Source organism: Aquimarina litoralis, from assembly GCF_039523995.1.
Classification (GTDB): Bacteria; Bacteroidota; Bacteroidia; order Flavobacteriales; family Flavobacteriaceae; genus Aquimarina; species Aquimarina litoralis.
Window position 1 is genome coordinate 559,485 of the sequence record NZ_BAAAGE010000001.1, and the last position, 26,268, is coordinate 585,752.

Here is a 26,268-nt window from a genome sequence, read left to right on the forward strand (position 1 = left end):
TAGTTAAACAAATTAAAACGGAAGATCATCTTCTTCCATTTCTGTTGGCGAAGATGTAACCGATTGTGGTGTACTAACCGATGGAGTATTACCCATAGTTGGTTGTTTTTCTGGAACTATCTCAGAGTGCTGACCTTCATTCTTTGGTGTTAAAAATGTGAAATCAGTACACTGTATTTCGGTACTATATCGATCTTTTCCTTGTTCGTCTTGCCATTTTCTTGTTTTCAGACGACCCTCGATATATACCTTATCTCCTTTTTTTAAATACTTTTCGCAGATCTCTGCAGCTTTATTACGTACTACTATATTGTGCCACTCGGTAGAAGTAACTCTTTCTCCTGTGGTTTTGTTTACATAAGAATCATTAGTTGCCAGTGGAAATCCACCAATACAGTTTCCCCCTTCAAAATAATGCATCTTTACCTCATCACCCGTATGGCCAATAAGCATTACTTTATTCAACGTTCCAGACATATTCTTTTTTATTAATTATAGTAAATGTAATAAAAAAGCATCATACCTTAAAAAAGGAATCTATAAAATTACCTAATAATACAGGAACAGGATATTCTTTGATTTTATCAATAGGTATCATCTGACAAGAATCATCGAGTTTAGGAGATTTATTTGTCCTTATAATATAGAATCTTGTATACAAGTGCTGATGCGAAAGTTTATGAATCTTAAATTCCTCTTCATAAACAGTTACATTACGCGAAGAGGCTGACATACTCTCTTTTAGTATTTCATGCTCTTCTACATATTCTAATTTCACTTCATTATCACTTTCAATTAATGGAAATTCATATAGATTCTGCCATATTCCTTTTCCTATTCTCTGACGAATCACTGTATGCTTATTGTCTACCAAAAAGATCAAATAATTAAAATATCGTTTTTTGACTTTTAATTTTTTCAATTTTACCGGCAATGATGTCACAGTTCCTTTTTGCAAAGACTCACAACTATCATTTAGAGGACATACTATACAATAAGGATTTTGTGGTTTACATTGTAAAGCTCCAAACTCCATGATTGCCTGATTGTATGTGGCAGGTTCCTCTTGCTCCATAACCTCGATGGCCACTTTTTTAAATTCCTTTATTCCCTCTGTACTATTAATAGGGGTACTAATATTAAAATATCTGGATAACACTCTATATACATTTCCATCTACCACAGGTACTACTTCATCATAACAAATAGATGCAATAGCGCTAGCAGTATAATCTCCTACCCCTTTAAGTTTTAATAACTCTTTATATGAAGCTGGAAAAACACCATGAAGATCATTAGCAATATATTTTGCAGTAGTGTGTAGGTTTCTTGCTCTTGAATAATACCCTAAACCCTGCCATAATTTTAGTACTTGTTCCTCTTCTGCATTCGCCAAATCGAAAACGGTTGGATACTGCTCTGTAAAAGCTAAATAATAAGGTAATCCTTGCGCAACTCTAGTCTGTTGCAAGATAATTTCGCTTAACCAAATACGATAAGGATCGGTAGTTTCTCGCCAAGGCATTGATCTTTTGTTTTGTAAGTACCACGAAATGAGTTTTTTAGAGAAAATCATAAGGAATTCTTAAGTTTTGTAAAATTAAACCATTAAAAGATGATAATTTCATCTTAAGTATTGATATTTTGGATTTTAAATTGCTATATTTGCCCCCTTGAAAATTTAAAAACCCCTAAATAGGTAATATAATGACTAAAGCAGATATTGTAGCAAAAATTTCAGAAAAACTAGGAATTGAAAAAGGAGATGTTCAGGCAACTGTTGAAACATTCATGGAAGAAGTAAAAAGTTCTTTAGAGAGTGGAGACAATGTATACTTAAGAGGATTTGGAAGCTTCATCATCAAGACGAGAGCGGAAAAAACTGGGCGTAACATTTCTAAAAACACTACAATCAAAATACCTGCACACAATATTCCTGCATTTAAGCCAGCGAAAGTGTTTGTTGAAGGTGTAAAAACTAACGTAGAAGTTAAGTAAAAAATTAATAATCAATAAATAAGACGCACTATGCCAAGTGGTAAGAAACGTAAAAGACACAAGGTAGCTACGCACAAGCGTAAAAAAAGAAGAAGAGCTAATCGCCATAAGAAAAAGTAGTTTTCTAACTACTTTTTCTGGTATTTAAGAATGTTCTTTGAAATCGAAATAGAGTTTCTTATATCACTACCTTTATAAGACTTTGTTTCAACGGGATTATAAAAAATTCCTGTGAAAAATTTGTTTAATCCATTCCGATATCATTCGGGATAAAAATCTAATCAGAGTGAACAAAGAATTGATCATTAGATCTGGTTCCTCTACGGATTTTGCCTTATTAAAGGATGGAAAACTAATTGAATTACATAAAGAAGAAGACGACAGTAATTTTTCGGTTGGTGATATATTTATTGCTAAAATTCGAAAGGCTGTTCCAGGTCTAAACGCTGCATTTGTAAATGTAGGGTATGAAAAAGATGCATTTTTGCATTATCATGATCTGGGTCCTCAAGTATCTTCTTTACTTAAATTCATTAAACGTGTAAGCACAGGTAAAGTAAAAGATTACTCTCTTAAGAATTTTTCTTTTGAGAACGATATTGATAAACACGGCGTTATTACCGACGTGTTAAAATCAAATCAATCGCTATTAGTACAAATAGTAAAAGAACCTATTTCTACAAAAGGCCCTCGAATTAGCTCAGAGCTTTCGATTGCTGGTAGATATATTGTTTTGGTACCCTTTTCTAGTAGAGTTTCTATTTCGCAAAAAATAGAATCTACTGAAGAAAAAGAACGTCTAAAAAGACTTGTAAAAAGTATCAAACCAAAAGGTTTTGGAATTATTGTGCGTACTGTAGCAGAAGGCAAAAAAGTAGCAGAGCTAGATAGAGATTTGCAAAACTTGATGGATCGATGGGAGTCTATGTGTAAAAAGTTATACAAAGCACACCATCCATCAAAAATTTTAGGTGAAATGAATAGAGCATCTTCAATATTAAGAGATGTTTTTAATGATACCTTCACCTCTATTGTTGTAGATGAACAAGATCTCTACAACCAAATTAAAGAGTATCTGCAAGAAATTGCACCAAAAAAAGAATCAATTGTAAAGTTACACACGTCTAAAGTACCGGTATTTGAGAAATACGGTATCGAAAGACAAATTAAAACCAGTTTTGGCAAAACGGTATCCATGAGTAAGGGAGCCTATTTGGTAATTGAACACACTGAAGCAATGCATGTCATTGACGTAAACAGTGGTAACCGATCTAACAAAGCCAAGAACCAAGAAGACACTGCACTAGAAGTCAACCTAATCAGTGCAACCGAAGTTGCCCGCCAACTACGTCTAAGAGATATGGGAGGTATTATCGTAGTCGATTTTATAGATATGAATAATGCTGATAACCGTAGAACACTCTTCAACCACTTACGAGAAGAGATGAAAGACGACAGGGCGAAGCACAAAATTTTACCGCCAAGTAAGTTTGGTTTGATTCAGATTACGCGACAACGCGTTCGACCAGAAATGAATATCAAAACCCGTGAGGACAATCCAAACGGAGGAAATGGCGAAGTTGAGGCGCCCATAGTTTTAGTAGATAAAATAAAGGTCGATTTAGAAAAATTAATTAAAAAAGATCATAAAAAGTTGACGCTAAGCGCACATCCTTTTATTGCAGCTTTTTTAACCAAAGGATTTCCATCCGCCCGATCTAAGTGGTTTTTTGACCATAAGAGATGGGTAAAAGTTATACCTAGAGACGCTTACACGTATTTAGAATATCACTTCCATGATAAAGATGGAGAAGTGATACAATAATAATCAAAAACCCAGCTTACCAATTGTAGGCTGGGTTTTTTTGTTTTCTTAAATTTGCATTTTAAGCCACTAATGTATCAAAACACACCTGAATCCATTACTGTTACTGAGGCCATCAAAAAGATGGAGCATTATTGCGCTTATCAAGATCGTTGTCATAAAGATATTTCGGAGAAATTATCAACGATGAAACTAATTCCCGAAGCAAAAGAAAAAATTATCCTTCATCTTATAGAACATAATTTCCTGAATGAAGAACGTTTTGCAAAAAGCTTCGCTAGAGGAAAATTTAGAATCAAAAAATGGGGAAAACAACGCATTATCAGAGAATTAAAATTTAGGCATATCTCTGAATACTGCATCAAAAAAGCACTACAAGAAATTCCAGAAAATGAATACTTGGAAACATTTCATAACATTGCAGAAAAAAAACTCGAATCCATCACTATAACAGATAGCTACAAAAAAAGAAAAAAGCTAATCGACTATCTCCTCTATAGAGGTTGGGAAAATCAACTAGTTTTTGATAAGGTAACGGAATTAATAAAAAAGGAATAATCCTCTATTTCAACAACGAATTTGTTCTACTAATAGCTTTATTGTTTTTATAATCCATCCATTTTTGACCTCTTCTACTTCGCATAAAATTATCAAAATGTCGCATAAAAAACACATTGTAAGTAGCCTGCATAAAATTGCTTAGCTTCTTAGGCACTGAGCGAATGCTCATTGAAAAACCAGGAGTTAGATATGTCATATGATGCCAATAGCCTTCTGGCATATACAATGTTTCTCCATGGGTTAGATGTGTAACATATCCTTTTGCCTTTTTAAGCGCAGGCCATTTCTCAAAATCTGGATTTGAAAAATCAATCTGCTGATGAGAAATCAATGCATGCGGTACCTTATATAGAAATTTTGTTTCTGAAGGAGGAAATAGAATACACTGCTTTTCTCCATGAAAATGAAAGTGAAATATATTGGCCAAGTCAATATCGTAATGCATAAAAACTTTAGAACCTCCACCTCCAAAAAATAAGAAAGGCATTTTTTTAAGGAATTTTAATCCAATCTTAGGATATTTAAAATCCTTTTGAAGCGCCGGCACTTCTTTTAAAAGATTGTATAAGAAAATCCTATAATTGGTAGGCTTTTGCTTTAATAAATCCACATAAGCATTCATTTTCATGCTTGCATGCGGCTCGTTAAATTTAAACTCCGAATTTATCGGTCGATCATCAAAGAGCGGCACCTCTTTATCTCCAGCAACTTCATTTATATAATCTAAATTCCATTTCTGAAAAGCTGGCCAGTCTTCGATTAATCGTTCAATTACCACAGGTTTCTGAGGTATAAAATAATCCCTCAAAAACTCTTCTTTTGTAATCGTTTTTACCCTTGATATTTCCTCTAAATTTAACCCCATTAACTAAGAAATAATTCTAATTCCTTGATTTTCAAAGTTAATCAACTTTACAAATTATTTATTGAGTAGCGCTTCTTTTCCTTTTTGTTTCGCTAATTCATTTTTTTCAATTACATGGTCAGGTCTAGACCATTTAGGTTTTTCACCTTTAGCTTCAAATTTAGAATCTTCGGCTTCTACAGTTTCTGGTTGTGCCTTTTTCACAAAAGGTTTCTGTGGATTTAAACCTAATTTCTTAAACATTTCCATATCTTCATTAACATCTGGATTTGGAGTAGTTAGCAACTTATCCCCTGCAAATATCGAGTTTGCTCCTGCAAAAAAGCACATAGCCTGTCCTTCTCTACTCATTTCTGTTCTACCCGCAGAAAGTCTTACTTGCGTTTGTGGCATTACAATTCTAGTGGTTGCTACCATTCGAATCATATCCCAAATCTCCACTGGTTTTTGATCTTCCATAGGAGTTCCTTCAACGGCTACCAATGCATTAATTGGCACAGATTCTGGTTGTGGATTTAACTTTGCCAATGCAACAAGCATTCCAGCGCGATCTTCTGTTTTTTCTCCCATTCCAATGATTCCTCCACTACAAACCGTTACATTGGTTTTTCGAACATTATCAATTGTTTGTAAACGGTCTTCATAACCTCTGGTAGAGATTACCTCTTTATAATACTCTTCTGAAGTATCCAAGTTATGGTTATAAGCATATAAACCAGCTTCTGCTAATCGTTGTGCCTGATTTTCTGTAATCATACCAAGCGTACAACAAACTTCCATTTCTAATTTATTGATTGTTCTAACCATTTCCAGAACATTATCAAATTCTGGACCATCTTTTACATTTCTCCATGCCGCTCCCATACAAACTCTGGAGCTTCCCGAAGCTTTAGCACGCAATGCTTGTGCTTTTACTTGTTGCACACTCATTAAATCATTACCCTCAATATCGGTATGGTATCTAGCTGCTTGTGGACAGTACCCACAATCCTCCGGACATCCACCAGTTTTAATAGATAACAAGGTAGAAACCTGAACCGTATTTGGATCATGATATTCTCTATGTACAGAAGCTGCTTCATAAAGCAGTTCCATTAGTGGCTTATTATATATTTCTAGAATTTCTTCTGATGTCCAATCGTGTCTAATAACGCTCATAAATCAATGGTATGTGAATTTTCAAAAGTAATTGTTTAAAATCAAAAAACACAAATTAGCTTTATCAAATTCGAGAGTTTTAATAACAATCTATTGTTGATTATTGTTCTTTTATGATGGAAGTTCTACTAAAATACTTACTGCATTTCCTCCAAATCCTACAGCATTCACAATAATCTTGTTCAATTTTTTAGGAATTGCTATATTCTTTACAAAAGGGACTGGAATAAATTCCTGATGTTTCATCATCAACATAGCCAATTCCAAACTTAAAATCCCACTAGCTCCAAAAGTGTGACCTATTTTCCATTTGTTTGTGGTCATTGCTGGAATATGTTTCCCAAACACTTGCTTAATCGCATTGAATTCTGCTTGATCTCCTTTTACAGTTCCAGGAGCATGTAATACGATAGCATCTACTTCTTTTACATCGGTATTTCCTAATGCCATTTTCATAGATTTTTGAAAACAATCTGCATCTGTAGATATAGATATGTTATGAGTTAAGGTCTCGGTAGCATACCCAATTCCAGTAATTAACGCTTGTGCATTTTTAGTACGTCCTTTTTCTAAACAAGCAATACCAGCTCCTTCTCCTAAAAACATCGAATTTCTGGATTTATCCCAATTCATTGCCTGACAAGGATACGCCACTGTATCCGCAGCCGCATAAATCTTCAGTGCTTTCATCTGAGCAATGGTAAAAGGTGTTAACGGCGCTTCACTTCCTCCTACCAAAAACTTATCACTCAACCCAGATTGCAACCATGCGATTCCATTTAATATAGAATGTAAAGCGGTAGAACAGGTTATCGAATGACTGATATCTGGACCTGTAGCACCTAAATCCTGTACAATCCAGGAAGATATATTGCCTAAAGTGGTAGTTGGAGAACTCAGCGTAGAAGACTGATTACTTCTTAAAAATTCTTCATGATATTTTTCAAAAAGACCCGTTGCTCCTCTAGAGGAACCTACATTTACTCCAAAATTAGCATCATCTTTCCAGCCAGCCTCTTTTATAGCGTTTCTGGAAGCAAACAATGCAAATAATACAGAATCATCCAACGATGCATAGCTAGAATTTTCCTTCCTAAGTATTTCTATTGCTGCTCTGGATGCTACATCTAATCTGGCAATTGGTGCCAGATTTCCCGCCATATCTTCAAAAGTAATACAATGAGAAGATTCCTTATATAGCTTCCATATTTCTTTTGAGGAGATACCTAAAGGAGAAATAGACGAAATTCCGGTTATGGATACTGGATTTTGCAATACGTAATTTTTGGGCAAATGTAGGGGTTTGTTCTGGTATGTTCAACAGTAAAATTATAATTGATAGTTACCAGACAAGATACTATTTCTTTATTTTTAGATAAGAATACACCTTTTCCTTATAGCTAACACCAATAGGGATTTCGATCATTCCTAAATCTATATCGTTTTGGGTGTAGGCAGTAATTTTGTTTGTATTAATTATAAAGGATCTATGAACCCTCAAGAATGAGCCGCTTTGTAATTTTTCTTCAAAATCACTGATTTTATATTTTGCTTGTATTTCTTTTTCATCCGTATGGATTTTAACATAATCTCTAAGACTCTCGATATATGTAATTTCATCTAAATTAATTTTATGATACTTACTCCCTGATTTAATTACTAAAGGTTCTTCTGAGGTTGTGATTTTATCTCTGAATAACAAAGGTGCTTTGTGTTCACTTCTAAAATAACGTTCTACCGCTCTAAAAAACCTCTGAAAAGTAATGGGTTTGAGCAAATAGTCCAGAATATCGAGATCATATCCCTCTAACGCATATTCTCTGTAAGCAGTAGTAATAATGGTCTTAGGTGGCGTTTTTAGCGTTTTTAAAAATTCTAAACCTGTGATATTTGGCATCTTTATATCTAAAAACAACAAATCAATTTTCTGTTGTTTTAATATTTCCATTGCCTTTATTCCATTATTACAAGTAGCAACAACCACCAAAGAATCTATTTTGGCAATATGATTCTCGAGTAAGCGTATTGCTAAAGGTTCATCATCCACGAGTAAACACCTAATCTTCATCATATTTTTATTTTTAGCCCTACCGAAAATAAACCATCCTTATTATTTATTATGTTCAGATCATATTGATCCTTATATAATAAATCCAGTTGTTTTGTAATATTTGCTAGCCCAATTTTGGTTTGTCGATCTTCTGTTGGAATTGTTCCTACGGTATTAGAAACATTAAATATAAATAATCTCTTTTCATATGCTACAAATATTTCAATTCGAGGAGAACCACTATCCTCTGCAGCTCCATGTTTAAAGGCATTTTCCACAAGCGAAAGCAGAATAAGTGGTGCTATATTAATATCTTCTTCAATATGCGTTTGAAAAGTAACTTCTAATCGATCATCATATCTCAGCTTTTCTAATGCGATATAATTCTCTAACATTGTAATTTCTGATACCAGCGAAGTATACCTATCCGTACATCGATACAAAATATAATCCAAAATCTCTGATAGTTTTTCTATCGAATACGCAGTTTTATCAGACTTTTCCAATGCCAAAACATAAATGTTATTCAAGGTATTGAATAAAAAGTGAGGGTTTAATTGCGCCTTTAGCAGCTTTAATTCGGTTGCTACCTTTTCTTTATCCGCTTTTAATGCTATTTGCTTGGTATGTGTGTAATGCAGGAAAAACTTCAAAAAAAGGAAACCAAAAACAACACTATAAATATGTGGAATATACTTTAAAAAGAGATGCTTCCATTGTGTCATAATCTGCCATATGGATTCTTGTGGGAAAGGCGGCGTTCTTGTTAAACCTTCTGACAGGTATACGATAAGAATTCTTCCCAAAACACTAGTAAAATATATACTAACAACAAATAATAAGATGTAAACAAACTTTCTGTTGGAAAGAGCATATTTTGGGATCAAATAATATCCTAAAAAGTAAGAAGCAATCATTTGTGGGATCAAATAACATAATTGTCTAACAAAGGAAGTATATAAAGAATATAGATCCAACACCCTATCTCTGGTCGTAAAGGTAAAGACGATCACACTCCAAAAAATCAAATGCTTAACCCATTTCTTTTTTTGTACTTGAAATACAGTTTCTTCAATCCAAATCTTATCTGTCAACATACCCTCTAAAATAACTAATGTAAGCATATCTGCGATTCATAGTCGACAAACTATGGTTAAAAACAGATGAATTTTCGGATTTAAATGACAAATGTTTTTTATCCTTTGAAAAAGCATAAACACATGCCTTACAAATGTATCTATCGACAAGCTAAATTAAGAACCTCTTTATTTTCAATTTTTGACAAAACAAAAATTTATATCAAAATGAAACAAGTCGTACATCTACTGGTTTTAATAGGTTTATTCCTATTTACTATCCAAACTTACAATCAAGAAAGCAACATTATTATCAATGAAGGTTCTGGAGCATTTACATTGCAGGGAGGCAAAGGAAATGAGCATAAAAAAATTACTATTCATTATTATAAACCTAAAGGATTTAATGCTTCTTCCGAAGTCTTGCTCGTTTATTCCAGGATCAGGCAGAAATGGAGATAGTTACAGAGATAGTTGGATAGAAGAATCCGAAAAGTATAATATTCTTATCCTTTCACCAAATTATCCAGAAACAGCATATCCTTATGAGGATTATCATTTAGGTGGAATAGTAGCAGATGTAAATACTCGAGAGAGTATCACATTTATAAAAAATACTAACCAAGTTTTTCTAGACGAAGAAAAGACTTCAATACAACTAAATTTAGACAACGCTAGCTGGATATATGAAGATTTTGACAGAATATTTGAGTCTGCTATAAAAGCTTTGAATGGATCACAAAGAGGTTATGATATATTTGGACATTCTGCTGGTGGACAAATTTTACACCGATTTGCAATTCTTCATACCAATTCAAAAGCAAAAAGAATCATTGCTGCCAATGCTGGAAGCTATACTTTACCTGATTTTGAAACAAAATTTCCTTTCGGCATTGAAGATCTTAACCTATCTATTGAAGATCTAAAAAAATCCTTTGCAAAACAACTTACGATTTTTGTGGGTGAGCTAGATAATGAACATGAAAAAGGAGGAATTCTTTTACGTTCTAAAACAGCAGACAAGCAAGGATTACATAGACTTGCCAGAGCGCGTTATTTTTACAAAACTGCTAAAATCAAAGCTACAAAAATGAATTGCATATTTAACTGGACTCTAAAAGTGATTCCAAATGTTGGCCACCATATGAGAAAAATGGGAAATGCAGCAGGAATTTATTTATACGAGTAAATTTCTTGTAACAAAACCTTTGGAATTGATACTTATATAGTGATCTTAAAATACACTATATAATGGAAATTCAGACAGCAAAAAAAAGTTGGTTTAGTAGAAATTGGCCATGGGTAGTTCCTGTAGGAGGATGCCTAACGATCATCGTCATATTTTTTGTCTTTTTAGGCTCTGTAATTTTCGGTGTTTCTAAAGCATTTACAAATTCTGGTCCCTATAAGGATGCACTTGCTAAAACCCAAGAAGACGATTATATTGTCGAAATGCTTGGAGAACCTATAGAAACTAATGGTATTATGAACGGAAGCTTAAAGTTCGAAAACGACGAGGGTTCAGTCGATATTTCTATACCTATAAAAGGTCCAGAAGGAGAAGCAAGGGTGTATATCGTAGGAACCAAAAAAGATGATACTTGGACATATTCCGAATTATATGTCATCCTAGATGAAACTAATGAGCAAGTTGATTTACTATGGGGAAAAGAGAATAATGAAAATTAACTAAAAACATATCATTATGACTGGCAATTTTAGTTTAAAAGAAACCTTATTACTATTTGGATTACCCCTATTTATATTAGTTTCTTTAGCGTTATTTGCCAGCTCTGATATAGCATTATCTAATTCTCTCATTTCTAAGAGTATTACATTAGACTTGATAATTACCATTCCTTTTATTCATTGGGTCTTAATCCGGAAAAAAGATATTTCCAAGTTTTCGGTGCTTTCTTTTTTCGTAATAGGTATTCTTATTGCTTCTTTTGTTATTCCTGAAGAAAATCAATCCTTTATCTCCTTTATCAAGAATTGGGTATTACCTTTTATAGAGTTGGGAATCATTACTCTTATTCTCCTCAAAATTCGGAAAACAATTCAAGTTTATAGGCTTGCTAAAAATAGTTCACCAGATTTTTTTACAATCCTTAAAAAGACTTGTTCAGATGTTTTTCCTAAAAAAATATCAGCCGTATTAGCGATGGAAATTGCTGTGTTTTATTACGGGTTCATTTCCTGGAAAAAGAAAATTCCAAGAGAAAATGAATACACTTATCATAAAGATGGTAACTCTATAAGTATTTTCATAGGTATTCTTATGATCGTCATTATAGAGACTTTTGTTTTGCATAAAATGATATTAAAATCCAATCCATCTATTGCATGGATAATAGGAATAATAAGTGTTTATTCTTTTGTTCAGATATTTGGTTTTGTTAAATCAATAACGAAAAGACCTATAACTATAGATGGAGAAATGTTATATATCCGATACGGAATAATGAGTGAAATAACTATTCCCATATCTGATATTAACGTAATTGAATTTCCTTCTTCTTCAGTGGTTTTTGACAAAGAAACCAGAAGATTATCACCTTTGGGAGAACTAGATTCTCATAATATACTTATTCGATTAAAAGAGCAATCAATAGGAACTAAAATAGGGTTATATGGAATAAAACGCAACTTTAAAGCTATAGCATTCTATGTTGACAAAAAAGAAGAATTTAAAACTAAATTGGACAAAAAAATTTCACTTTTAACATAAAAAAGAGAGCTTTTAAAAAGCTCTCTTTTTTATGTAAGTAATTACAAAATATTTATTGTTTGTAATTATATGTTATCACGTATTCAGATTCCAAATCTTCCTCATCAATTATAGTCAAAGTAGCAGAAGTAGGATAATTATCTGCATCATAAACATAATCTATTTTAAGCTCACCAACAACTTCACCATCTTCATCTTTATATGTAATAGATTTAATATTATTTACAGGAAATAATGCACGTGCTTGAACAATTTCAGGGCTTTGTGGCATCATACTAAAGTTTAATTGAACTTTATCTAAAACCTTAATTAAACCAGCCGCTTCAAACGTATAGAAATAAGGATTTGGTGCAGCATCGTAAGTTATTGTTCCAATATACTCTTCTGTAATTTCTTCATATTCTCCTGTTGTCTGATTGTATTCATAATAATCTTCCAATACACTAACGGAAATGGGATTTCCACTAGCATCATACTCTAGGACATCTCCTGTTTCAAACGCCTCATACGGATCTTGGTATAATTCGCTTAAACTAAATGGATCACCATCTCCCGTAATTGTTGATAATTCTTCGTTATTATGCATTAAAACTACGGATCCAACTCCACTAGACGCGCTTGTTACTCTGTCATTAGCATCATAGTTGACAGTAAACACTTGATCTTCTTCTTCAATTTGCGCAGGGTTAAATTCAACCCTTTCTATTAATTTTTTTACTGTATTTCCATTTGCATCATCAAAAGCATCAGAGACAGAATCACTATCACAGCTTGTTATTAAAATACTAATTAATCCTAATAAGCATAAAGGTCTTTTCATTCTAATCTAGTTAAATTTTATAAAATTAATTTTCATTTTTATTGTACAATAATAGCTGTACATATTATTTAGTATCATGTTAGTAGAATTTGTTACCCAATAATTTGAGCTTTTTTATGAATTACAACTGATTTAATAATTTCTCTATAGTTGTATAAACCTTAGCTAACTGTGGTTCAGAAATCACATAAGGCGGTAAGATATAAATCGTTTTCCCTAACGGTCGTAAGCACACTCCGTTTTGCATAAAATGATCAAAGATTTCATATCTCTTTTTACCATAGCGATCCATTTCAATATTTAAATCCAAAGCGTAAATAACTCCTTTTTGTCGTGTGCTTTTTATTTTTGGATGATTTTTTATAACATCATTAAATTCTTGATGAGACTTGATGATTCTAGCAATATTTTCCTGAGTGTCTTTTGTACTAAGCAGGTCAATTCCAGCAATTGCAACGGAGCATGCTATTGGGTTTGCAGAATACGTATGCGCATGAAAAAATGCCTTGCCTATAGAATCATCCAGAAATGCATTGTATATCTCTTGGGTACAGCTTGTTACTGCCATAGGCACAAAACCAGCTGTTAAGGCTTTGGACATAGAAATGATATCTGGCTTTGTCTCCATATATTCTGATGCAAAGTTTTTTCCTGTTTTACCAAAACCAGTCATTACTTCATCTGCAATGGTAATAATCTTGTTTTCTTTGCAAATTTTAAGAATCGGATCTAGGTATTTTTCCTGGAACATATGCATTGCATTAGCCCCTTGAACCAATGGTTCATAAATAAAAGCTGCAACTGGATTAGTCTCAATAATTTGACGTAGTGTTTTTATGACTGTATCAAAATTGTCTTTAGTAGGAGTAGGGATTCTTCGAACATCAATAAAAAAATCCTCAAAAGGACCATTATAAACTGATAAGCCCGAAGCAGACATTGCTCCAAAGGTATCGCCGTGAAATCCATCTTCAAAAGCGACAATAGTATTACGTTTTTCTCCTTTATTAAAATGATATTGCAATGCCATTTTAATACCTACTTCATTAGCAGTAGATCCATTATCGGAGAAAAATATTTTTTCCTGATTATCTGGTAATATTTGTATTAACTTTTCAGATAGTTCTATGGCTGGTTCATGGGTGAAACCTGCAAAAACTATTTGATCTAATGTATGCATCTGTTTATTGACTCTTTCCAAAATAAAAGAATTACAATGACCATACATCGCCGTATACCACGAGGCAATTCCATCTATATATTCATTACCATTATCGTCATACAACAAAGCACCTTCTGCTTTTACAATAGGAAGTGCATCTGGATGGATTTTATGTTGCGTAAGTGGATGCCAAAGATGTTTTTTATCTCTTTGTTTTAAATTCATAAAGCTTCTAATTGATCTTTAAATAAGGATGCATACTCCTTCACTACCATTTTATCAAAATAAGGTTCATTATCAATTCTACCGATAACTTTAGCTCCTGTCATTTTTTGGATAATACTTTCGGTAGTTACATGCTCATCTCCGCTAAAAATAATTACAGGATCAAATCCTTTCTCCTGAAGTAATTTAATAGTTAACAAAGTGTGATTGATACTCCCCAAATAATGTCTAGATACTACAACAACCTTGCAATCAGGATCAATAATATCCAAGATTGTAGCTTGCTCATTTAATGGAACCAATAGACCTCCAGCTCCTTCGATAATGATGTCGTTTTCGGTATCAGGAATCTTAATGTTTTCTATATTTATGGTTATACCGTCAATTTCTGCAGCCGCATGAGGGCTCATTGGCGTATGTAATGCATAGCTGTTTTTATGAAAAGTCGATTTAGAATTTGAAACAAGTTCTTTTACTTTATCCGTATCAGAATATGATAAATCTCCTGCCTGAATCGGTTTAAAATAATCCGCTTGTAATGCCTCCACTACAATGGCAGATACCACAGTTTTACCAACATCTGTTCCTATTCCTGTTATAAATAGTTTTTCTCGTTTTTTCTCCTTCATACCAGACCCTTAATTTGTCCTTTTTAATTTTTGACAAAGGTAGCTAACAGTTGTAAAACTTCTACTATTTCTTCTTGCGTATTATAGCTATGTAAACAAAATCGTAATCGTTCTTTTCCTTCAGGAACCGTTGGTGACAAAATAGGTTTTACATCAAAACCTTTACTATATATTTTTGAGGCTATAGTCTTTACTTTTTCATTTCCAGAAATGATACAACAATGTATGGCAGAATCACTTTTAATAAAATATTTTTCTAATCCTATCGATTCTAGCTGCTCATTAAAAAACTGAATGATCCTACGAAGTTTCTTGATTTCAGTTGTTGCGCAAAGTTCTTTGTATGAAGACTGAATAGTGGCAATTGCATGGGGTGACAAACCCGTCGTATAAATAAAACTCCTAGCAAAGTTTACCAGATATTGTCTCAATGCTAAAGATCCTAAAATAACTGCTCCATGGCAACCTATTGCTTTACCAAATGTATGAATACGTGCAAAGACTTTTTCTTCGAGTTTTAACTCCTGAATTACACCCGCACCATCCTTGCCAAACACACCTGTTGCATGAGCCTCATCTACAACAAAATAGCAACTATTGGCTGCACACAATTCAGAAAAAGCTTTTAAGTCAGGTACGTCTCCATCCATAGAAAAAACTGACTCTGTTACTACATAAATTTCCCTTCCTTCAATAGATGAAGATCTAATTGATGTGATCCTTTTTTCTAGATCAGCGAAATCATTATGCTTAAATTTATACGATTTCGCATTACTCATTATGATTCCATCTCTGATAGAAGCATGAATGAATTCATCATATAAAATGGTATCACCTCGTTGTGGAATCGAAGAGAAAAAACCAATATTTGCATCGTATCCTGAATTAAAAATCAAAGCAGACGGTGCATTATGAAAATTAGCTAGTATTTCTTCAGTTTCGTTATATAAAGTATGATTTCCCGAAAGCAAACGTGAACCTGTTGCTCCATTCTCATGTATATCACGCTCCATTAATAGCTGATGTGTCTGATTAAAAACAACTTTGGAAGAAGAAAAACCTATATAATCATTAGATGAAAAGTCAATTAACTTACTTCGACTTGCTAACATACGTAAAGCACCTTTCTCTTCTCTTTCCTGAAGCTTTTTATGAAGTTTTTTTGGCATTTCTTGCATACCGCTAAAATACAATAAAATAGTACTTACTGCTGGAATCAAGAATACTAATCAAGCTTTGAACAACAATAATTAAATATTCTTTTTTGATAAAAAATTATTGTTTTTCAATAATTTTTATATATTTGTTATCGTTAAACGATAATTTTAAATCTATCGATATGAAAAATAATAGTACACTTTTGTCAGGTATTATTTATGTGATGTTATTGGTTACTGTTTCTGTTCTAATTAATGATATTAGAGAATTTGATTTTATGCAATTCAAGGATTTTGAAAATTGGTCTGAAACAGCAGAGAAAAATACAGATTGGTGGCGCTCCGAAAATGCAATAATATGGAGTAACTATGTTATTACACTTGCATTATTCTTTTGGCGAGGTTATTTAATTTATGGTTTCACTTATTTTATTTCCATTCTGAAAGAAATTGAGAATCAGAATTATTTCAGCGAAAAAAATATCAATTATTTCAAAAAAATAGGAAGCATTTTTATTACCTATACTATTAACGTATGCATTCTTAAACTGCTAATGGCATTTATAGGAAACACATCTTTCAACTTTTTTTACATTTTAAAGAACGAGTTGACATTCTTAATTCCATGTGGTCTAGGATTTTATTTACTCTCTGAAATTTTCAAAAGAGCCAAAGAATTACAAGAAGAAAATGATTTAACAGTATAGCTATAAATACAAAATTGATGTACTCACTTTCTTCTAAACTCTTTTTTCATCAAACTTCAATACTACTATATCATATGAAACCAATCTATATATTAAAAAAACTAATTAACTTTTATTATTATTTTGTAGGGTTCGGCATAGGAATTAGCTTTATCTCCTTATTATACCGATTCTTCGTTCCCAAAATGATTAATCCTCATTTCTTAGAAAGTGAAACACTATATAGTTCTGACTCTATAAAAGTTACAGTTACTCAACTATTATATATAGCTATGCTTTTTATTTTTTTCAAAGCGATTGAACTTCTAACGAAGAGTCTTTCCGACTTGTCAGAAGGAAATCATTTTTCGTCTACTGTTATTAAAAACTTTAAGAACTCAGGAAGGCTATTTATTATACTTAGTATCGTAGAAATATCAGCAAAAATATTTACAAACTTATTTTTAGAAAGTAAATTTGTATTTAAACTAGATACTTCTATTATTTTATTTCCAATTATCGGCTTATTCTTTTTATATCTCCATGAGGTATTTTCAAAGGCAAGAACACTTCAAAACGAAAACGATTTAACTATTTAATTATGCCTATAATTGTTAATCTTGATATTATGCTTGCCAAACGAAAAATGAAGAGTAAAGAATTGGCTGAAAAAATAGGTATCACTACTGCCAATCTTTCGATTCTTAAATCTGGAAAAGCAAAAGCGATCCGATTTTCTACACTCGAAGCAATTTGCAAAGAACTAGATTGTCAGCCCTCTGATATTTTAGAATACCGCCCTTAAAATTTTGATAAATTGATATACTTATTAGAAATCTAAAATATTATTTTTATCAAAACAGTTCTCCATGATCATATACACCATAGCCTCAAAAGATGAAGAATTACATCAAATACTAGCATTACAGCAAAGCAATTTATCCGAATCCATCTCTTCCAACGAGAAACAAAAAGAAGGTTTTGTAACTGTAAAACATAATTTTGATATTCTTAAAAAAATGAACACCCAGCAACCGCATATCATTGCCAAACATAATGATAAAATTGTTGGGTACGCATTATGTATGACCAAAGATTTTGGAAATGATATTGAAGTTCTTAAACCCATGTTTGCAAAAATCGACACTTTGATTGAGCCAAGAATTAACTACATTGTCATGGGACAAGTATGTGTTGACAAAACATATAGAAGACAAGGAATATTACGAGGTCTTTATCAAAAAATGAAATCGTCTTTACAAGAAAAATATTCCTTGCTAATAACTGAGGTTGCTTCAAACAATAAAAGATCTTTAGAAGCCCATAGTGCAATTGGTTTTAAAGATTTAATCGTTTATCAGGCTGATACTATAGAGTGGCATATCATTAGTTGGGACTGGGAGTAGCTTTTTGCATACTCAGTGGTGTTTCCTCTAAATCATACCCAAAGTCTTTTCCTTTATCCACTCTAGAAACACCTTTTGTCATCCATAACGGTGCTGGTTTTCCTTGCAGATAATGATCAAAAAATTGCATCATTCGGATTGACAAATCTTGTTTATTTTTTTCTTTTCTTAGATTATGGGCCTCATCGTTGTATACCAAAAGCCAAGCGGGTTTACCTAATCTACGCATTCCCATAAACATTTCTATACCCTGATAATAAGGCACTGCTCCATCTTTATCATTATGCATCATTAACAAAGGAGTTTCTATTTTAGGAATTCCGAATAAAGGAGAATTCTCTATATACAAATCAAATCCATCCCATAGGTTTTTTCCAATACGACTTTGCGTTCGTTCATACTGAAAAGCTCTACTCAATCCAGATTGCCATCGAATTCCTCCGTATGCAGATGTCATATTACTCACTGGAGCTCCAGCCATAGCTGCTTTAAATTTATTGGTAACCGTAACTAAATAAGCTACCTGGTATCCTCCCCAACTTTGTCCTTGGATACCCATATTTTCACTATCTATATATCCTTGCTTTTCTAATGCTTCTACTCCAGAAACAATACAATTGTAAGCACTAGCACCAGGTTTTCCATCTTGATAAACAATATCTGGCACAAACATGATGTAACCATTACTTACCAGGTAGGAAGGATTTACAGTAGAAGCACTAGGTCTTGGTGTATAATAGTTTCGATAACTGTCGGATCTCTTCTCATAAAAATAAGTGATCAAAGGATATTTTTTTGAGGGATCAAAATTTTCTGGTTTATAAACGATCCCTTCTAGCTTTTTACCATCAAAACTTTTCCAGGTAAATAATTCTGCAGTTCCCCATTTAAAATTTTCCTTCTGAGGATTCACATTTGTTATTTGGTCAGTCTTATCAAAATCATCATTAGTATAATGTAAGTCTTCGAAAGTATCGAAGTTTTGCTTAGTAAACGTAATTAGTTCTCCTTTCTTAGCTTTATCAAAGTCGTTGATAAAAAATTCTGTTGGTTTTATTTTCTCCTTCAATTTATTATTCACTAATGTATACAAACCAGAGGCCTTCGTAGTTTTATCAAAACTAGTGATCAATAATTCCCCATTACTATAAGAAGCCTGATTTCTATTTTTATCATCTAATTGCAAGGTTCTATATTCGATATTACGTTTTCTACCATTGGTAGTTACATTTACAGGTTTTGTTCCACCTGATAAAGCAACTTTCCAGACATCATACTTGTCATAAATTAGTGCATTACCATTTTTATCGAATCCTCCAAATCCATGAGGAAAAGGTAGCATTGGGTGGTCATCATCCTCATCATAAAAAGCTACATCTACCTCTTTTGTAAGATTGGTCTTTTTTAAACTCTCTAATTCTAAAGAAAACCAGTTTTTCTGCTCTATATCGTAATATAATGCATACTTACCATTTGAAGAAAGTATTGGTTGTAAGGCTGCTTTGGCAAGTGCTAAACGTTTTTGTCCAGAATTAGTATCGATAACGTAAAAATCTCTAAACCATGGAAAATGCCATGACCTTTGAACATCATATGGTGATCCGGTAGTTCCAAGTATAAATTCCTGCTCGTTGTCTTTATCTAAAATAAGATTGTCCATAAAATCATCTTGTAATTTTACAACCGAGTGATTTTTGATATCGTAATAAGAAAGAAACGCTTCATTTTTTAATTCCTCTAACCTAGCATTTTGTTCGGGTTGTACCATTTTATCTTTCCAATTCCAAACATCTACCTGAGGGATTTCATCTTCTAAAAGCGTAGTATCATTTTGAAATATTGTTTTAGGTTTTGAATAAAAGTAAAGTCGTTTGCCGTGCTCCGAAAAGAAAGAAACCTTTGTATCACTAAGCTCCCAATTATTTCTAAGATTCTTACCTAAACTATCAACAATACTGATTAGTTTATTATCTTGATAATAGAACAATTCGTGTTTCAGAGAATCTACATGAGTAGAATCTTTAACAGCAATAAAAGAGAAATGACTCCCTGTTTTATCTACCGATAATTTATCATATAAATACCTTGTTGTATCGATTACATTTTTGGTTTTTGTGACCGCATTATATGAAAAAACACCTAAATCTCTTTTTCTATTTTCTTTACCTTTTTTTCCTTTTTTACTATGATTGGTTTGAGTATAATAAAACTGATCTCCTTCTTCAGATAAAACAAAATCCTTAACCTGAAGAATTGTATCTTTTTTCTTGGCCTTTAGATCATATACCAATACATAATCTTGTGTAAACGCTTTTCCTAATTTTACTTTTACAGTATCTTTTTCCTTTTTTTCTTCTTTCTTGTTTTTCTTATCAGGTTTCGCATTCTTAAATTTTTTTACAACTAACCAGCCATTAGATTTCTCAGAAATTTTATAGGAACTTACCCTTCCTATAGAGTCATACAACTTATTATTAATTACATCGTAGATAAATAAATCGTCCTTAGCTTTTTTATCTTTCTTAACTTTCTTCTTCTTTTCTTTTCTAGTGGTTTTATAGGATGGTTTTCGCTTAAAAACCACAAAATTCTCATCTTCCGTAATTGATGTATCATACCCATTAAAAAAGGTAAAATCATTTTTAGTCTCGGTATTATAAATCTTTACGTAGCCATCACCTCTTTTAGTAGTGGTTTCAATTACTGAAACAATCAATTTCCCTGTATTCGATATTTTAGTATCTGAAATACGTTTCCAAAGGTCATAATCATCATGAGTTAGTGGTTTTTTCTGAGCAAAAGCCACAAGAGTAAAACTCAAAAAAACAAACGTGAATATATTTTTAATCATGCTATTGTGTTGTATACGAAGTTGAAAAGTATAAAACGTTTTACCTACAAATGATGGTTTAACATAATTTTAAACAAAATCTACGGAATTATCTAAAATTAACTTATTTACCATATAAAAAAGGAGTTAAACACATGGTATAACTCCTTTTTTAGTAAATCTTTTAAGAAAATTACTCTATTCCGAGATACGGATTGTAAATGTAAGTTTTACTAAAGTTTCCTAATCCATTAAAATACTCATCAACCAAATGAGCAGGGTAATACGCCATACCTCCAGCTAATAGTCCCTGATTACCTCCATCATCTTTATCATCCCAGTTCCAGGGAGCATTGGCAGATCCATTACCGTATGATTTTTGAAATGATTTAGCATTACTAAAAAGGTTTGTATTAAATCGTTGATCCCACATCCCACCGTTTTCAAATATATTCACCAATTTATATTTTACATTTCTATCATAAATATCAGATGGATGTTCGCTAGTGGTCTTACTAGGAAAATATACTACATAATCACTCCCTCCTGGTTGTTGTTTAGCATGTGCTTTGATACCATGTCCTTTTGCCTCTGCAGAAGTTTTAAATCTAGTAATTCCATTATGATTTTGAGTAGTTAAAGTACCATCTATATCTTCACTCCCATTAGTTAATCCAGAGTTTGAAGCTTTATAAGAATAAAAATCAGAATGAAATACGGTTACAGCCCCAATTGCTGTACCGTAGGTAGAGTTGTCTTTTTTTACAACTGTAAGTACACCTTCAAGATCATTTTCATGCTCATCAAAATGATATAAAAACCAAATATCTGTCCAGTCTCTTGGATGAAAAAATGCATAGGTAATAAAATAGTGCGTACTTGTTTCTACAACGGAATAATATCCAACTGCATTTCCTTTTCTAGAGGAATTGGCAATGTTGTCCCAATTATTTTTTGCATTTAGATCACCATCAAAATCATAAGCAGTGATGTAATCCGCTTTTCCGCTTAAACCATGAGAACCCGTTCTATCTACATCTTGATAGTGTACAGGTGCATGTTGATAAGCTAAATCTAAATAGAAACTAGAATTTTTATTCTCAGACACATCCTCCTCAAAAACATAAATATCCTCATTTGATTCGCATCCACATAATGTAAGTACTATAATAAAAAGTGTAATAATTTTTTTCATTTTAAATGATTTATAAGTTAGTTAAGCATCTAAAATTATAGTTTTCCTCAACGCTTTTTATTACCTGTAGATTAATTAATTTTTAACTAAACTGTTCTTCCCTATAAAAACACTTATTGATTGATTTAAAAATTTTAAAACACTAATAATCAATTTTTTAAATCAAATTTTGTTATTAAAAAGTTATCATAAAAAATCAATTTCAAGGCAATTGTTTATGAATCATTATTAAATTATTAGGGTTGTCTTTATTCCTGTTTTTAGGTCTTTTGATTCTTTAATTTCGTAAATGAAATTTAAAAAAAACACAGTAATGAAAACAACCAAAAAGTGTATTTTTTCTTTGTTATCTATTGCTATTGTATTTACCACTCTGTATGTTTATCATGTACACTTTAATTATAGGTTTACAGAGGTAACATCTGGAAAGGTATATAGATCTGCGGCGATTCCTGCTGATAAAATTGAGAATTATCTAAACAAATATGGTATAAAAACTGTTATTGACTTAAGAATTGGAGCTGTTATAGACCCTCTAAATCCAAGTCTCACCAATGATATCACCAGAGAGCATGACATTATAGAAACCATAGATAATGTAACGCATATTAATATTCCATCTCACCAAATACCTAGTAAGGAAAATTTAGAACAGTTTTTTGATGTTTTAGATAAAGACATATCGTATCCAATATTGATTCACTGTCATCATGGGACAGGTAGAGCGGTTTTATACACTGCTTTATATCGTATTGAATATGAAGGATTTTCTAATGAAGAAGCCAGAAAAAAAACTGTTTTTCCAGTACTTCTAAGTTCCTTTGATAATGGGACACCTAAAGGAGAGTGGCTAAAAGCCTATGAAGTAAGAAGAACAAATGAATATGCTTCATCAGAAGTTGTATCGGAAAACAATTCATCTCAATAATTGATTCTTAACTAACCAAATCGATAATCAAATGAAAATTTTAGTAACAGGAGCAGCTGGATTTATTGGTTTTCATGTAACCCGAAGACTTTTGAAAATGGGACACGAGGTCATTGGTTTTGATAATATAAATTCATATTATGATCCTCAGCTAAAATATGATAGGCTTAAAGAGGTTGGAATCCCCAAGAACTTGATTGTTGAAAAAAAATATATTCAGTCAAGTATCCATTCGCAATATCGATTTATTAAAATGGAATTGACCCAGAAAGCTGCATTAATGGATTTATTCCGATATGAACGTTTTGACGCTATTATACATCTGGCTGCTCAAGCAGGTGTACGTTATAGCTTAGAAAATCCAGACGTATATATAAAAAGTAATGTAGAAGGTTTTTTGAATATTTTAGAAGCATGTAGACACTATCCTGTTAAACATCTTGCATATGCATCCAGTTCTTCAGTATATGGAAACACAAAAAAAACACCATTTTCTGTAGATGACTGTGTAGATCATCCCATTAGTTTATACGCAGCTACAAAAAAAAGCAATGAACTTATGGCTTACACCTATAGCCATTTATTCAAAATTCCAACAACTGGCCTGCGTTTTTTTACAGTTTATGGTCCTTGGGGACGACCAGATATGGCACCATCACTATTTGCCGAAGCTATTATAAATAATAGACCAATACAAGTCTTTAATAACGGTAATATGGAACGAGATTTCACTTACATAGATGATATCGTAGAAGGAATTGTAAAAGTAATATTTGATATTCCAGATGCCGAAAAAGAACACATTCCATATGTGCTTCATAATATCGGAAATAGCCATCCAATTAAGCTTATGGACTTTATTGATTCAATCGAGAAAAACTTGAATACTAAGGCGAAAAAGAACTTTATGCCAATGCAACCAGGTGATGTTCAAAAAACATATGCGGATATATCTAGTCTAACAGAAGCTGTTGGATACGCTCCACAAACCAATTTACAAGAAGGAGTGAAGCGTTTTACAGAATGGTATATTTCTTATTTCATTCGAAAACAAAGAACCAATAAATCAAAAACCTTAGCATAACCAAGTTTCATTACACAAATAATTATTCAACTTGGATTAGATATGCTTTTTCTAAGATAGCATCTCTTGTATTAGGATTCAAAAACTCTAAAGATAACCTGGTAATTCTATGGTGATATATCTCATATTCTCTTGACCAGCTTATATTCATAGCTTTCAACGACTCCAACTTATTGCCATATAGAAATAACCATTGACCACTTTTCACTGTACTTGATACTTCTGAAATATGAACTGTAGGTGTAATTCTTTTGGTGTAAAAGTCGAGTGACCAGCTAGGCCTTCCATTTAACATCAGGACATCAGTTTTATTAATATCCTCCGCATGAATTACTCTTGCAGCATTGTTACCTGCCTGATATAATAATAGTTTTGGGTAAAATTGAGTATTTAAACAAAAATTGATCAAAATCATATATGATACCGATAGAATGATCAATTTTCTTATCGTTTTCATTTTTGTAGTAATTACATAACTTAATCCTACTAACAACAGTAAATAACATAAAATAATACCAACATGTGGCATCGGAAAAGCCCAAAATATAAGAAACAATACTAAAATACTACCTGTGGTTAGTATAACATACTGTAGTACTAAAAACACCTGAGAAGTACGTTTTTTATTTCTGTTGTACAATTCTGTTAAATAACCTGCTACTAAAACAGATAATATTGGTAATACGCTATTTAAATAATGTGGCAATTTAAACTTTGAAAAACTAATAACTATCAGAACTATGAAAACACCTAAGGAGGTTAATGTTTCTAGTTTAGGTTTAAAAATAAATTTGTTTATCCATAGTTCTTTACATCTATTAAATAGAGCTGAGTATGCTATGATTGACCATGGTAAAAACGCCCATAAAAGGGTATGAAAAAAGAAAAAATAATCAGGGCTAGTTTCTTCAAAACCAGAAGCCGTTAATCTATTAAAACTTTGATCCCAAAGAATAAACCTAATTCCAGAAACATTCGACTGACCATCTATAATTTTTTCGGGATGTAAATCGAATTGAACGTAATACGCATATAAAACTGGTAATATTGAGATAACGAATGATAAAATACCGATTAAAGTTTTCCAAGACCAAATCACATACCATCTCCTATTATATGACACATATGTTAGTATGCAGATTCCTGCCACAAATACTCCTAATTGACCTTTCGTAGAAAAAGCTATGGCTACTCCAATCGCTCCTAAAATAGCATGAATAACTTTTTCATGATTTATATATAATACCAGTTGCCATATTCCAAAAATAGTAGCCCCTGTAAGAACAGCATCTGTTCTTACATCATGATTAGAAAGAACAATTGCTTGAGCAGATAAAAAAACTAATGAAGCAATGTGTCTTGCTTGTTTTCCATAAAACTCTTTAGCCAATCCATAACAAGAGATTGCTCCTATTCCTGTAAATAACAAAGCAGGAATTCTATACGCCAAATCTGATATTCCAAATATTTTAAATGATAAAGCTGCAAGCCAAAAATGCATATGTGGCTTATCTAGATAATCTTTTCCTGCTTTATAAATATTAAGGAAGTCATTTTCCAGATACATCCGCATTGCCATTGTTGCATGTTGTGTGGAATCATTCTCCATTAAGGGAATCCATAATCCAGATATATATACTATAAGCAATAATATGTATAGTATTATATAATCTTTTTTAAAAAGAAAATCTGTCATCTAAAAAGCAATAAGATCTTAATTAATAGCATCTAATTCGACCAAAAGTAGTGTAAGTGCGTTTCTAAAAACAACCTCTAGCGAACTACTTAACAATTATATAACTCGACCGGAATTCCTTATTAATTTATTATCAATTACCCAATATTAAATTGATGTTCTAACTATAACTTTGATGATTTAAGA

At 32.3% G+C, this 26,268-nt stretch carries 27 protein-coding genes; 13 read left to right on the forward strand and 14 right to left on the reverse strand.

Going from position 1 to position 26,268, the window contains the following annotated elements:
- Nucleotides 1–12: 12 nt before the first annotated feature.
- Nucleotides 13–477, reverse strand: a complete 465-nt coding sequence (locus tag ABD077_RS02105; protein ID WP_343910021.1) for a single-stranded DNA-binding protein — start codon at nucleotides 475–477, stop codon at nucleotides 13–15.
- A gap of 40 nt (nucleotides 478–517) precedes the next feature.
- Nucleotides 518–1,576, reverse strand: coding sequence for an A/G-specific adenine glycosylase (gene mutY, locus ABD077_RS02110; RefSeq protein WP_343910022.1), 1,059 nt, complete (start codon nucleotides 1,574–1,576; stop codon nucleotides 518–520).
- Between the two features lie 131 nt (nucleotides 1,577–1,707).
- On the opposite strand from mutY, the gene ABD077_RS02115 reads away from it, so the two are divergent.
- From ABD077_RS02115 to ABD077_RS02125, 3 genes are all read left to right on the forward strand, one after another.
- On the forward strand, nucleotides 1,708–1,998 hold the full coding sequence (locus ABD077_RS02115) for an HU family DNA-binding protein (protein ID WP_024768281.1): 291 nt from the start codon (nucleotides 1,708–1,710) through the stop codon (nucleotides 1,996–1,998).
- 286 nt (nucleotides 1,999–2,284) lie between these two features.
- Nucleotides 2,285–3,823 carry an Rne/Rng family ribonuclease gene (locus ABD077_RS02120; RefSeq protein WP_343910025.1) on the forward strand — a complete coding sequence of 513 codons (1,539 nt, stop codon included), beginning with the start codon at nucleotides 2,285–2,287 and terminating at the stop codon, nucleotides 3,821–3,823.
- Between the two features lie 72 nt (nucleotides 3,824–3,895).
- Nucleotides 3,896–4,381 carry a regulatory protein RecX gene (locus ABD077_RS02125; protein WP_343910027.1) on the forward strand — a complete coding sequence of 162 codons (486 nt, stop codon included), beginning with the start codon at nucleotides 3,896–3,898 and terminating at the stop codon, nucleotides 4,379–4,381.
- A 4-nt stretch (nucleotides 4,382–4,385) separates the two neighbouring features.
- Here the strand turns inward: ABD077_RS02125 and ABD077_RS02130 are convergent, their stop codons facing one another.
- The 5 genes from ABD077_RS02130 to ABD077_RS02150 form a co-directional block, all read right to left on the reverse strand.
- Nucleotides 4,386–5,249, reverse strand: a complete 864-nt coding sequence (locus ABD077_RS02130) for a cupin-like domain-containing protein (RefSeq protein ID WP_343910029.1) — start codon at nucleotides 5,247–5,249, stop codon at nucleotides 4,386–4,388.
- A 54-nt stretch (nucleotides 5,250–5,303) separates the two neighbouring features.
- Nucleotides 5,304–6,407, reverse strand: a complete 1,104-nt coding sequence (gene bioB / locus ABD077_RS02135) for a biotin synthase BioB (RefSeq protein WP_343910031.1) — start codon at nucleotides 6,405–6,407, stop codon at nucleotides 5,304–5,306.
- Between the two features lie 111 nt (nucleotides 6,408–6,518).
- Complete coding sequence (locus ABD077_RS02140; protein ID WP_343911961.1) at nucleotides 6,519–7,682, reverse strand: beta-ketoacyl synthase N-terminal-like domain-containing protein; 1,164 nt, start codon at nucleotides 7,680–7,682, stop codon at nucleotides 6,519–6,521.
- Between the two features lie 82 nt (nucleotides 7,683–7,764).
- Nucleotides 7,765–8,478: a LytR/AlgR family response regulator transcription factor gene (locus tag ABD077_RS02145; RefSeq protein ID WP_343910033.1), complete on the reverse strand. Its 714-nt coding sequence runs from the start codon at nucleotides 8,476–8,478 to the stop codon at nucleotides 7,765–7,767.
- Entirely contained in the window at nucleotides 8,475–9,581 is a 1,107-nt protein-coding gene (locus ABD077_RS02150; protein ID WP_343910035.1) for a sensor histidine kinase, read from the reverse strand. The genes ABD077_RS02145 and ABD077_RS02150 overlap by 4 nt, the downstream gene beginning before the upstream one ends.
- Before the next feature lie 180 nt (nucleotides 9,582–9,761).
- On the opposite strand from ABD077_RS02150, the gene ABD077_RS02155 reads away from it, so the two are divergent.
- The 4 genes from ABD077_RS02155 (at nucleotide 9,762) to ABD077_RS02170 (ending at nucleotide 12,264) form a co-directional block, all read left to right on the forward strand.
- Nucleotides 9,762–9,995: a hypothetical protein gene (locus ABD077_RS02155; RefSeq protein ID WP_343910037.1), complete on the forward strand. Its 234-nt coding sequence runs from the start codon at nucleotides 9,762–9,764 to the stop codon at nucleotides 9,993–9,995.
- Nucleotides 9,940–10,722, forward strand: coding sequence for a hypothetical protein (locus ABD077_RS02160; RefSeq protein ID WP_343910039.1), 783 nt, complete (start codon nucleotides 9,940–9,942; stop codon nucleotides 10,720–10,722). Before ABD077_RS02155 ends, ABD077_RS02160 begins: the two co-directional genes overlap by 56 nt.
- 62 nt (nucleotides 10,723–10,784) lie before the next feature.
- The gene (locus tag ABD077_RS02165; protein WP_343910041.1) at nucleotides 10,785–11,222 is read left to right on the forward strand and encodes a cytochrome c oxidase assembly factor Coa1 family protein; all 438 of its coding nucleotides are present in this window, start codon (nucleotides 10,785–10,787) and stop codon (nucleotides 11,220–11,222) included.
- Between the two features lie 16 nt (nucleotides 11,223–11,238).
- The gene (locus ABD077_RS02170; RefSeq protein ID WP_343910044.1) at nucleotides 11,239–12,264 is read left to right on the forward strand and encodes a hypothetical protein; all 1,026 of its coding nucleotides are present in this window, start codon (nucleotides 11,239–11,241) and stop codon (nucleotides 12,262–12,264) included.
- Nucleotides 12,265–12,316: 52 nt separating this feature from the next.
- Here ABD077_RS02170 and ABD077_RS02175 read toward each other — a convergent pair whose 3' ends face one another.
- The 4 genes from ABD077_RS02175 to ABD077_RS02190 form a co-directional block, all read right to left on the reverse strand.
- Entirely contained in the window at nucleotides 12,317–13,084 is a 768-nt protein-coding gene (locus tag ABD077_RS02175) for a hypothetical protein (protein ID WP_343910046.1), read from the reverse strand.
- A gap of 121 nt (nucleotides 13,085–13,205) precedes the next feature.
- Complete coding sequence (gene bioA / locus ABD077_RS02180; protein ID WP_343910048.1) at nucleotides 13,206–14,471, reverse strand: adenosylmethionine--8-amino-7-oxononanoate transaminase; 1,266 nt, start codon at nucleotides 14,469–14,471, stop codon at nucleotides 13,206–13,208.
- Nucleotides 14,468–15,100 (reverse strand): dethiobiotin synthase, encoded by a 633-nt coding sequence (bioD, locus tag ABD077_RS02185; protein WP_343910050.1) that lies wholly within the window; start codon nucleotides 15,098–15,100, stop codon nucleotides 14,468–14,470. Before bioD ends, bioA begins: the two co-directional genes overlap by 4 nt.
- 23 nt (nucleotides 15,101–15,123) lie before the next feature.
- A complete protein-coding gene (locus ABD077_RS02190; protein WP_425545852.1) occupies nucleotides 15,124–16,320 on the reverse strand; it encodes an aminotransferase class I/II-fold pyridoxal phosphate-dependent enzyme in 1,197 nt (398 codons plus the stop codon).
- A 119-nt stretch (nucleotides 16,321–16,439) separates the two neighbouring features.
- Between ABD077_RS02190 and ABD077_RS02195 the strand changes: the two genes are divergently transcribed.
- The 4 genes from ABD077_RS02195 to ABD077_RS02210 all read left to right on the forward strand — a co-directional run bounded on the left by ABD077_RS02195 (nucleotide 16,440) and on the right by ABD077_RS02210 (nucleotide 18,349).
- Entirely contained in the window at nucleotides 16,440–16,964 is a 525-nt protein-coding gene (locus ABD077_RS02195) for a DUF2975 domain-containing protein (protein WP_343910052.1), read from the forward strand.
- Nucleotides 16,965–17,038: 74 nt separating this feature from the next.
- Complete coding sequence (locus ABD077_RS02200) at nucleotides 17,039–17,542, forward strand: DUF2975 domain-containing protein (protein ID WP_343910054.1); 504 nt, start codon at nucleotides 17,039–17,041, stop codon at nucleotides 17,540–17,542.
- A gap of 2 nt (nucleotides 17,543–17,544) precedes the next feature.
- Nucleotides 17,545–17,748, forward strand: a complete 204-nt coding sequence (locus ABD077_RS02205; RefSeq protein WP_299902525.1) for a helix-turn-helix domain-containing protein — start codon at nucleotides 17,545–17,547, stop codon at nucleotides 17,746–17,748.
- Between the two features lie 64 nt (nucleotides 17,749–17,812).
- Nucleotides 17,813–18,349, forward strand: coding sequence for a GNAT family N-acetyltransferase (locus tag ABD077_RS02210; RefSeq protein ID WP_343910057.1), 537 nt, complete (start codon nucleotides 17,813–17,815; stop codon nucleotides 18,347–18,349).
- Here the strand turns inward: ABD077_RS02210 and ABD077_RS02215 are convergent.
- The gene (locus ABD077_RS02215) at nucleotides 18,330–21,200 is read right to left on the reverse strand and encodes an alpha/beta hydrolase family protein (RefSeq protein WP_343910059.1); all 2,871 of its coding nucleotides are present in this window, start codon (nucleotides 21,198–21,200) and stop codon (nucleotides 18,330–18,332) included. The genes ABD077_RS02210 and ABD077_RS02215 overlap by 20 nt on opposite strands.
- 172 nt (nucleotides 21,201–21,372) lie before the next feature.
- Complete coding sequence (locus tag ABD077_RS02220; RefSeq protein ID WP_343910061.1) at nucleotides 21,373–22,374, reverse strand: hypothetical protein; 1,002 nt, start codon at nucleotides 22,372–22,374, stop codon at nucleotides 21,373–21,375.
- A 313-nt stretch (nucleotides 22,375–22,687) separates the two neighbouring features.
- Here ABD077_RS02220 and ABD077_RS02225 point away from each other — a divergent pair, with 313 nt between their 5' ends.
- Both ABD077_RS02225 and ABD077_RS02230 read left to right on the forward strand, forming a co-directional pair.
- Entirely contained in the window at nucleotides 22,688–23,302 is a 615-nt protein-coding gene (locus ABD077_RS02225) for a dual specificity protein phosphatase family protein (RefSeq protein WP_343910063.1), read from the forward strand.
- Between the two features lie 31 nt (nucleotides 23,303–23,333).
- On the forward strand, nucleotides 23,334–24,386 hold the full coding sequence (locus tag ABD077_RS02230; RefSeq protein ID WP_343910065.1) for an NAD-dependent epimerase: 1,053 nt from the start codon (nucleotides 23,334–23,336) through the stop codon (nucleotides 24,384–24,386).
- Nucleotides 24,387–24,408: 22 nt separating this feature from the next.
- Here ABD077_RS02230 and ABD077_RS02235 read toward each other — a convergent pair whose 3' ends face one another.
- A complete protein-coding gene (locus ABD077_RS02235; RefSeq protein WP_343910067.1) occupies nucleotides 24,409–26,082 on the reverse strand; it encodes an ArnT family glycosyltransferase in 1,674 nt (557 codons plus the stop codon).
- Nucleotides 26,083–26,268 lie beyond the last annotated feature (186 nt).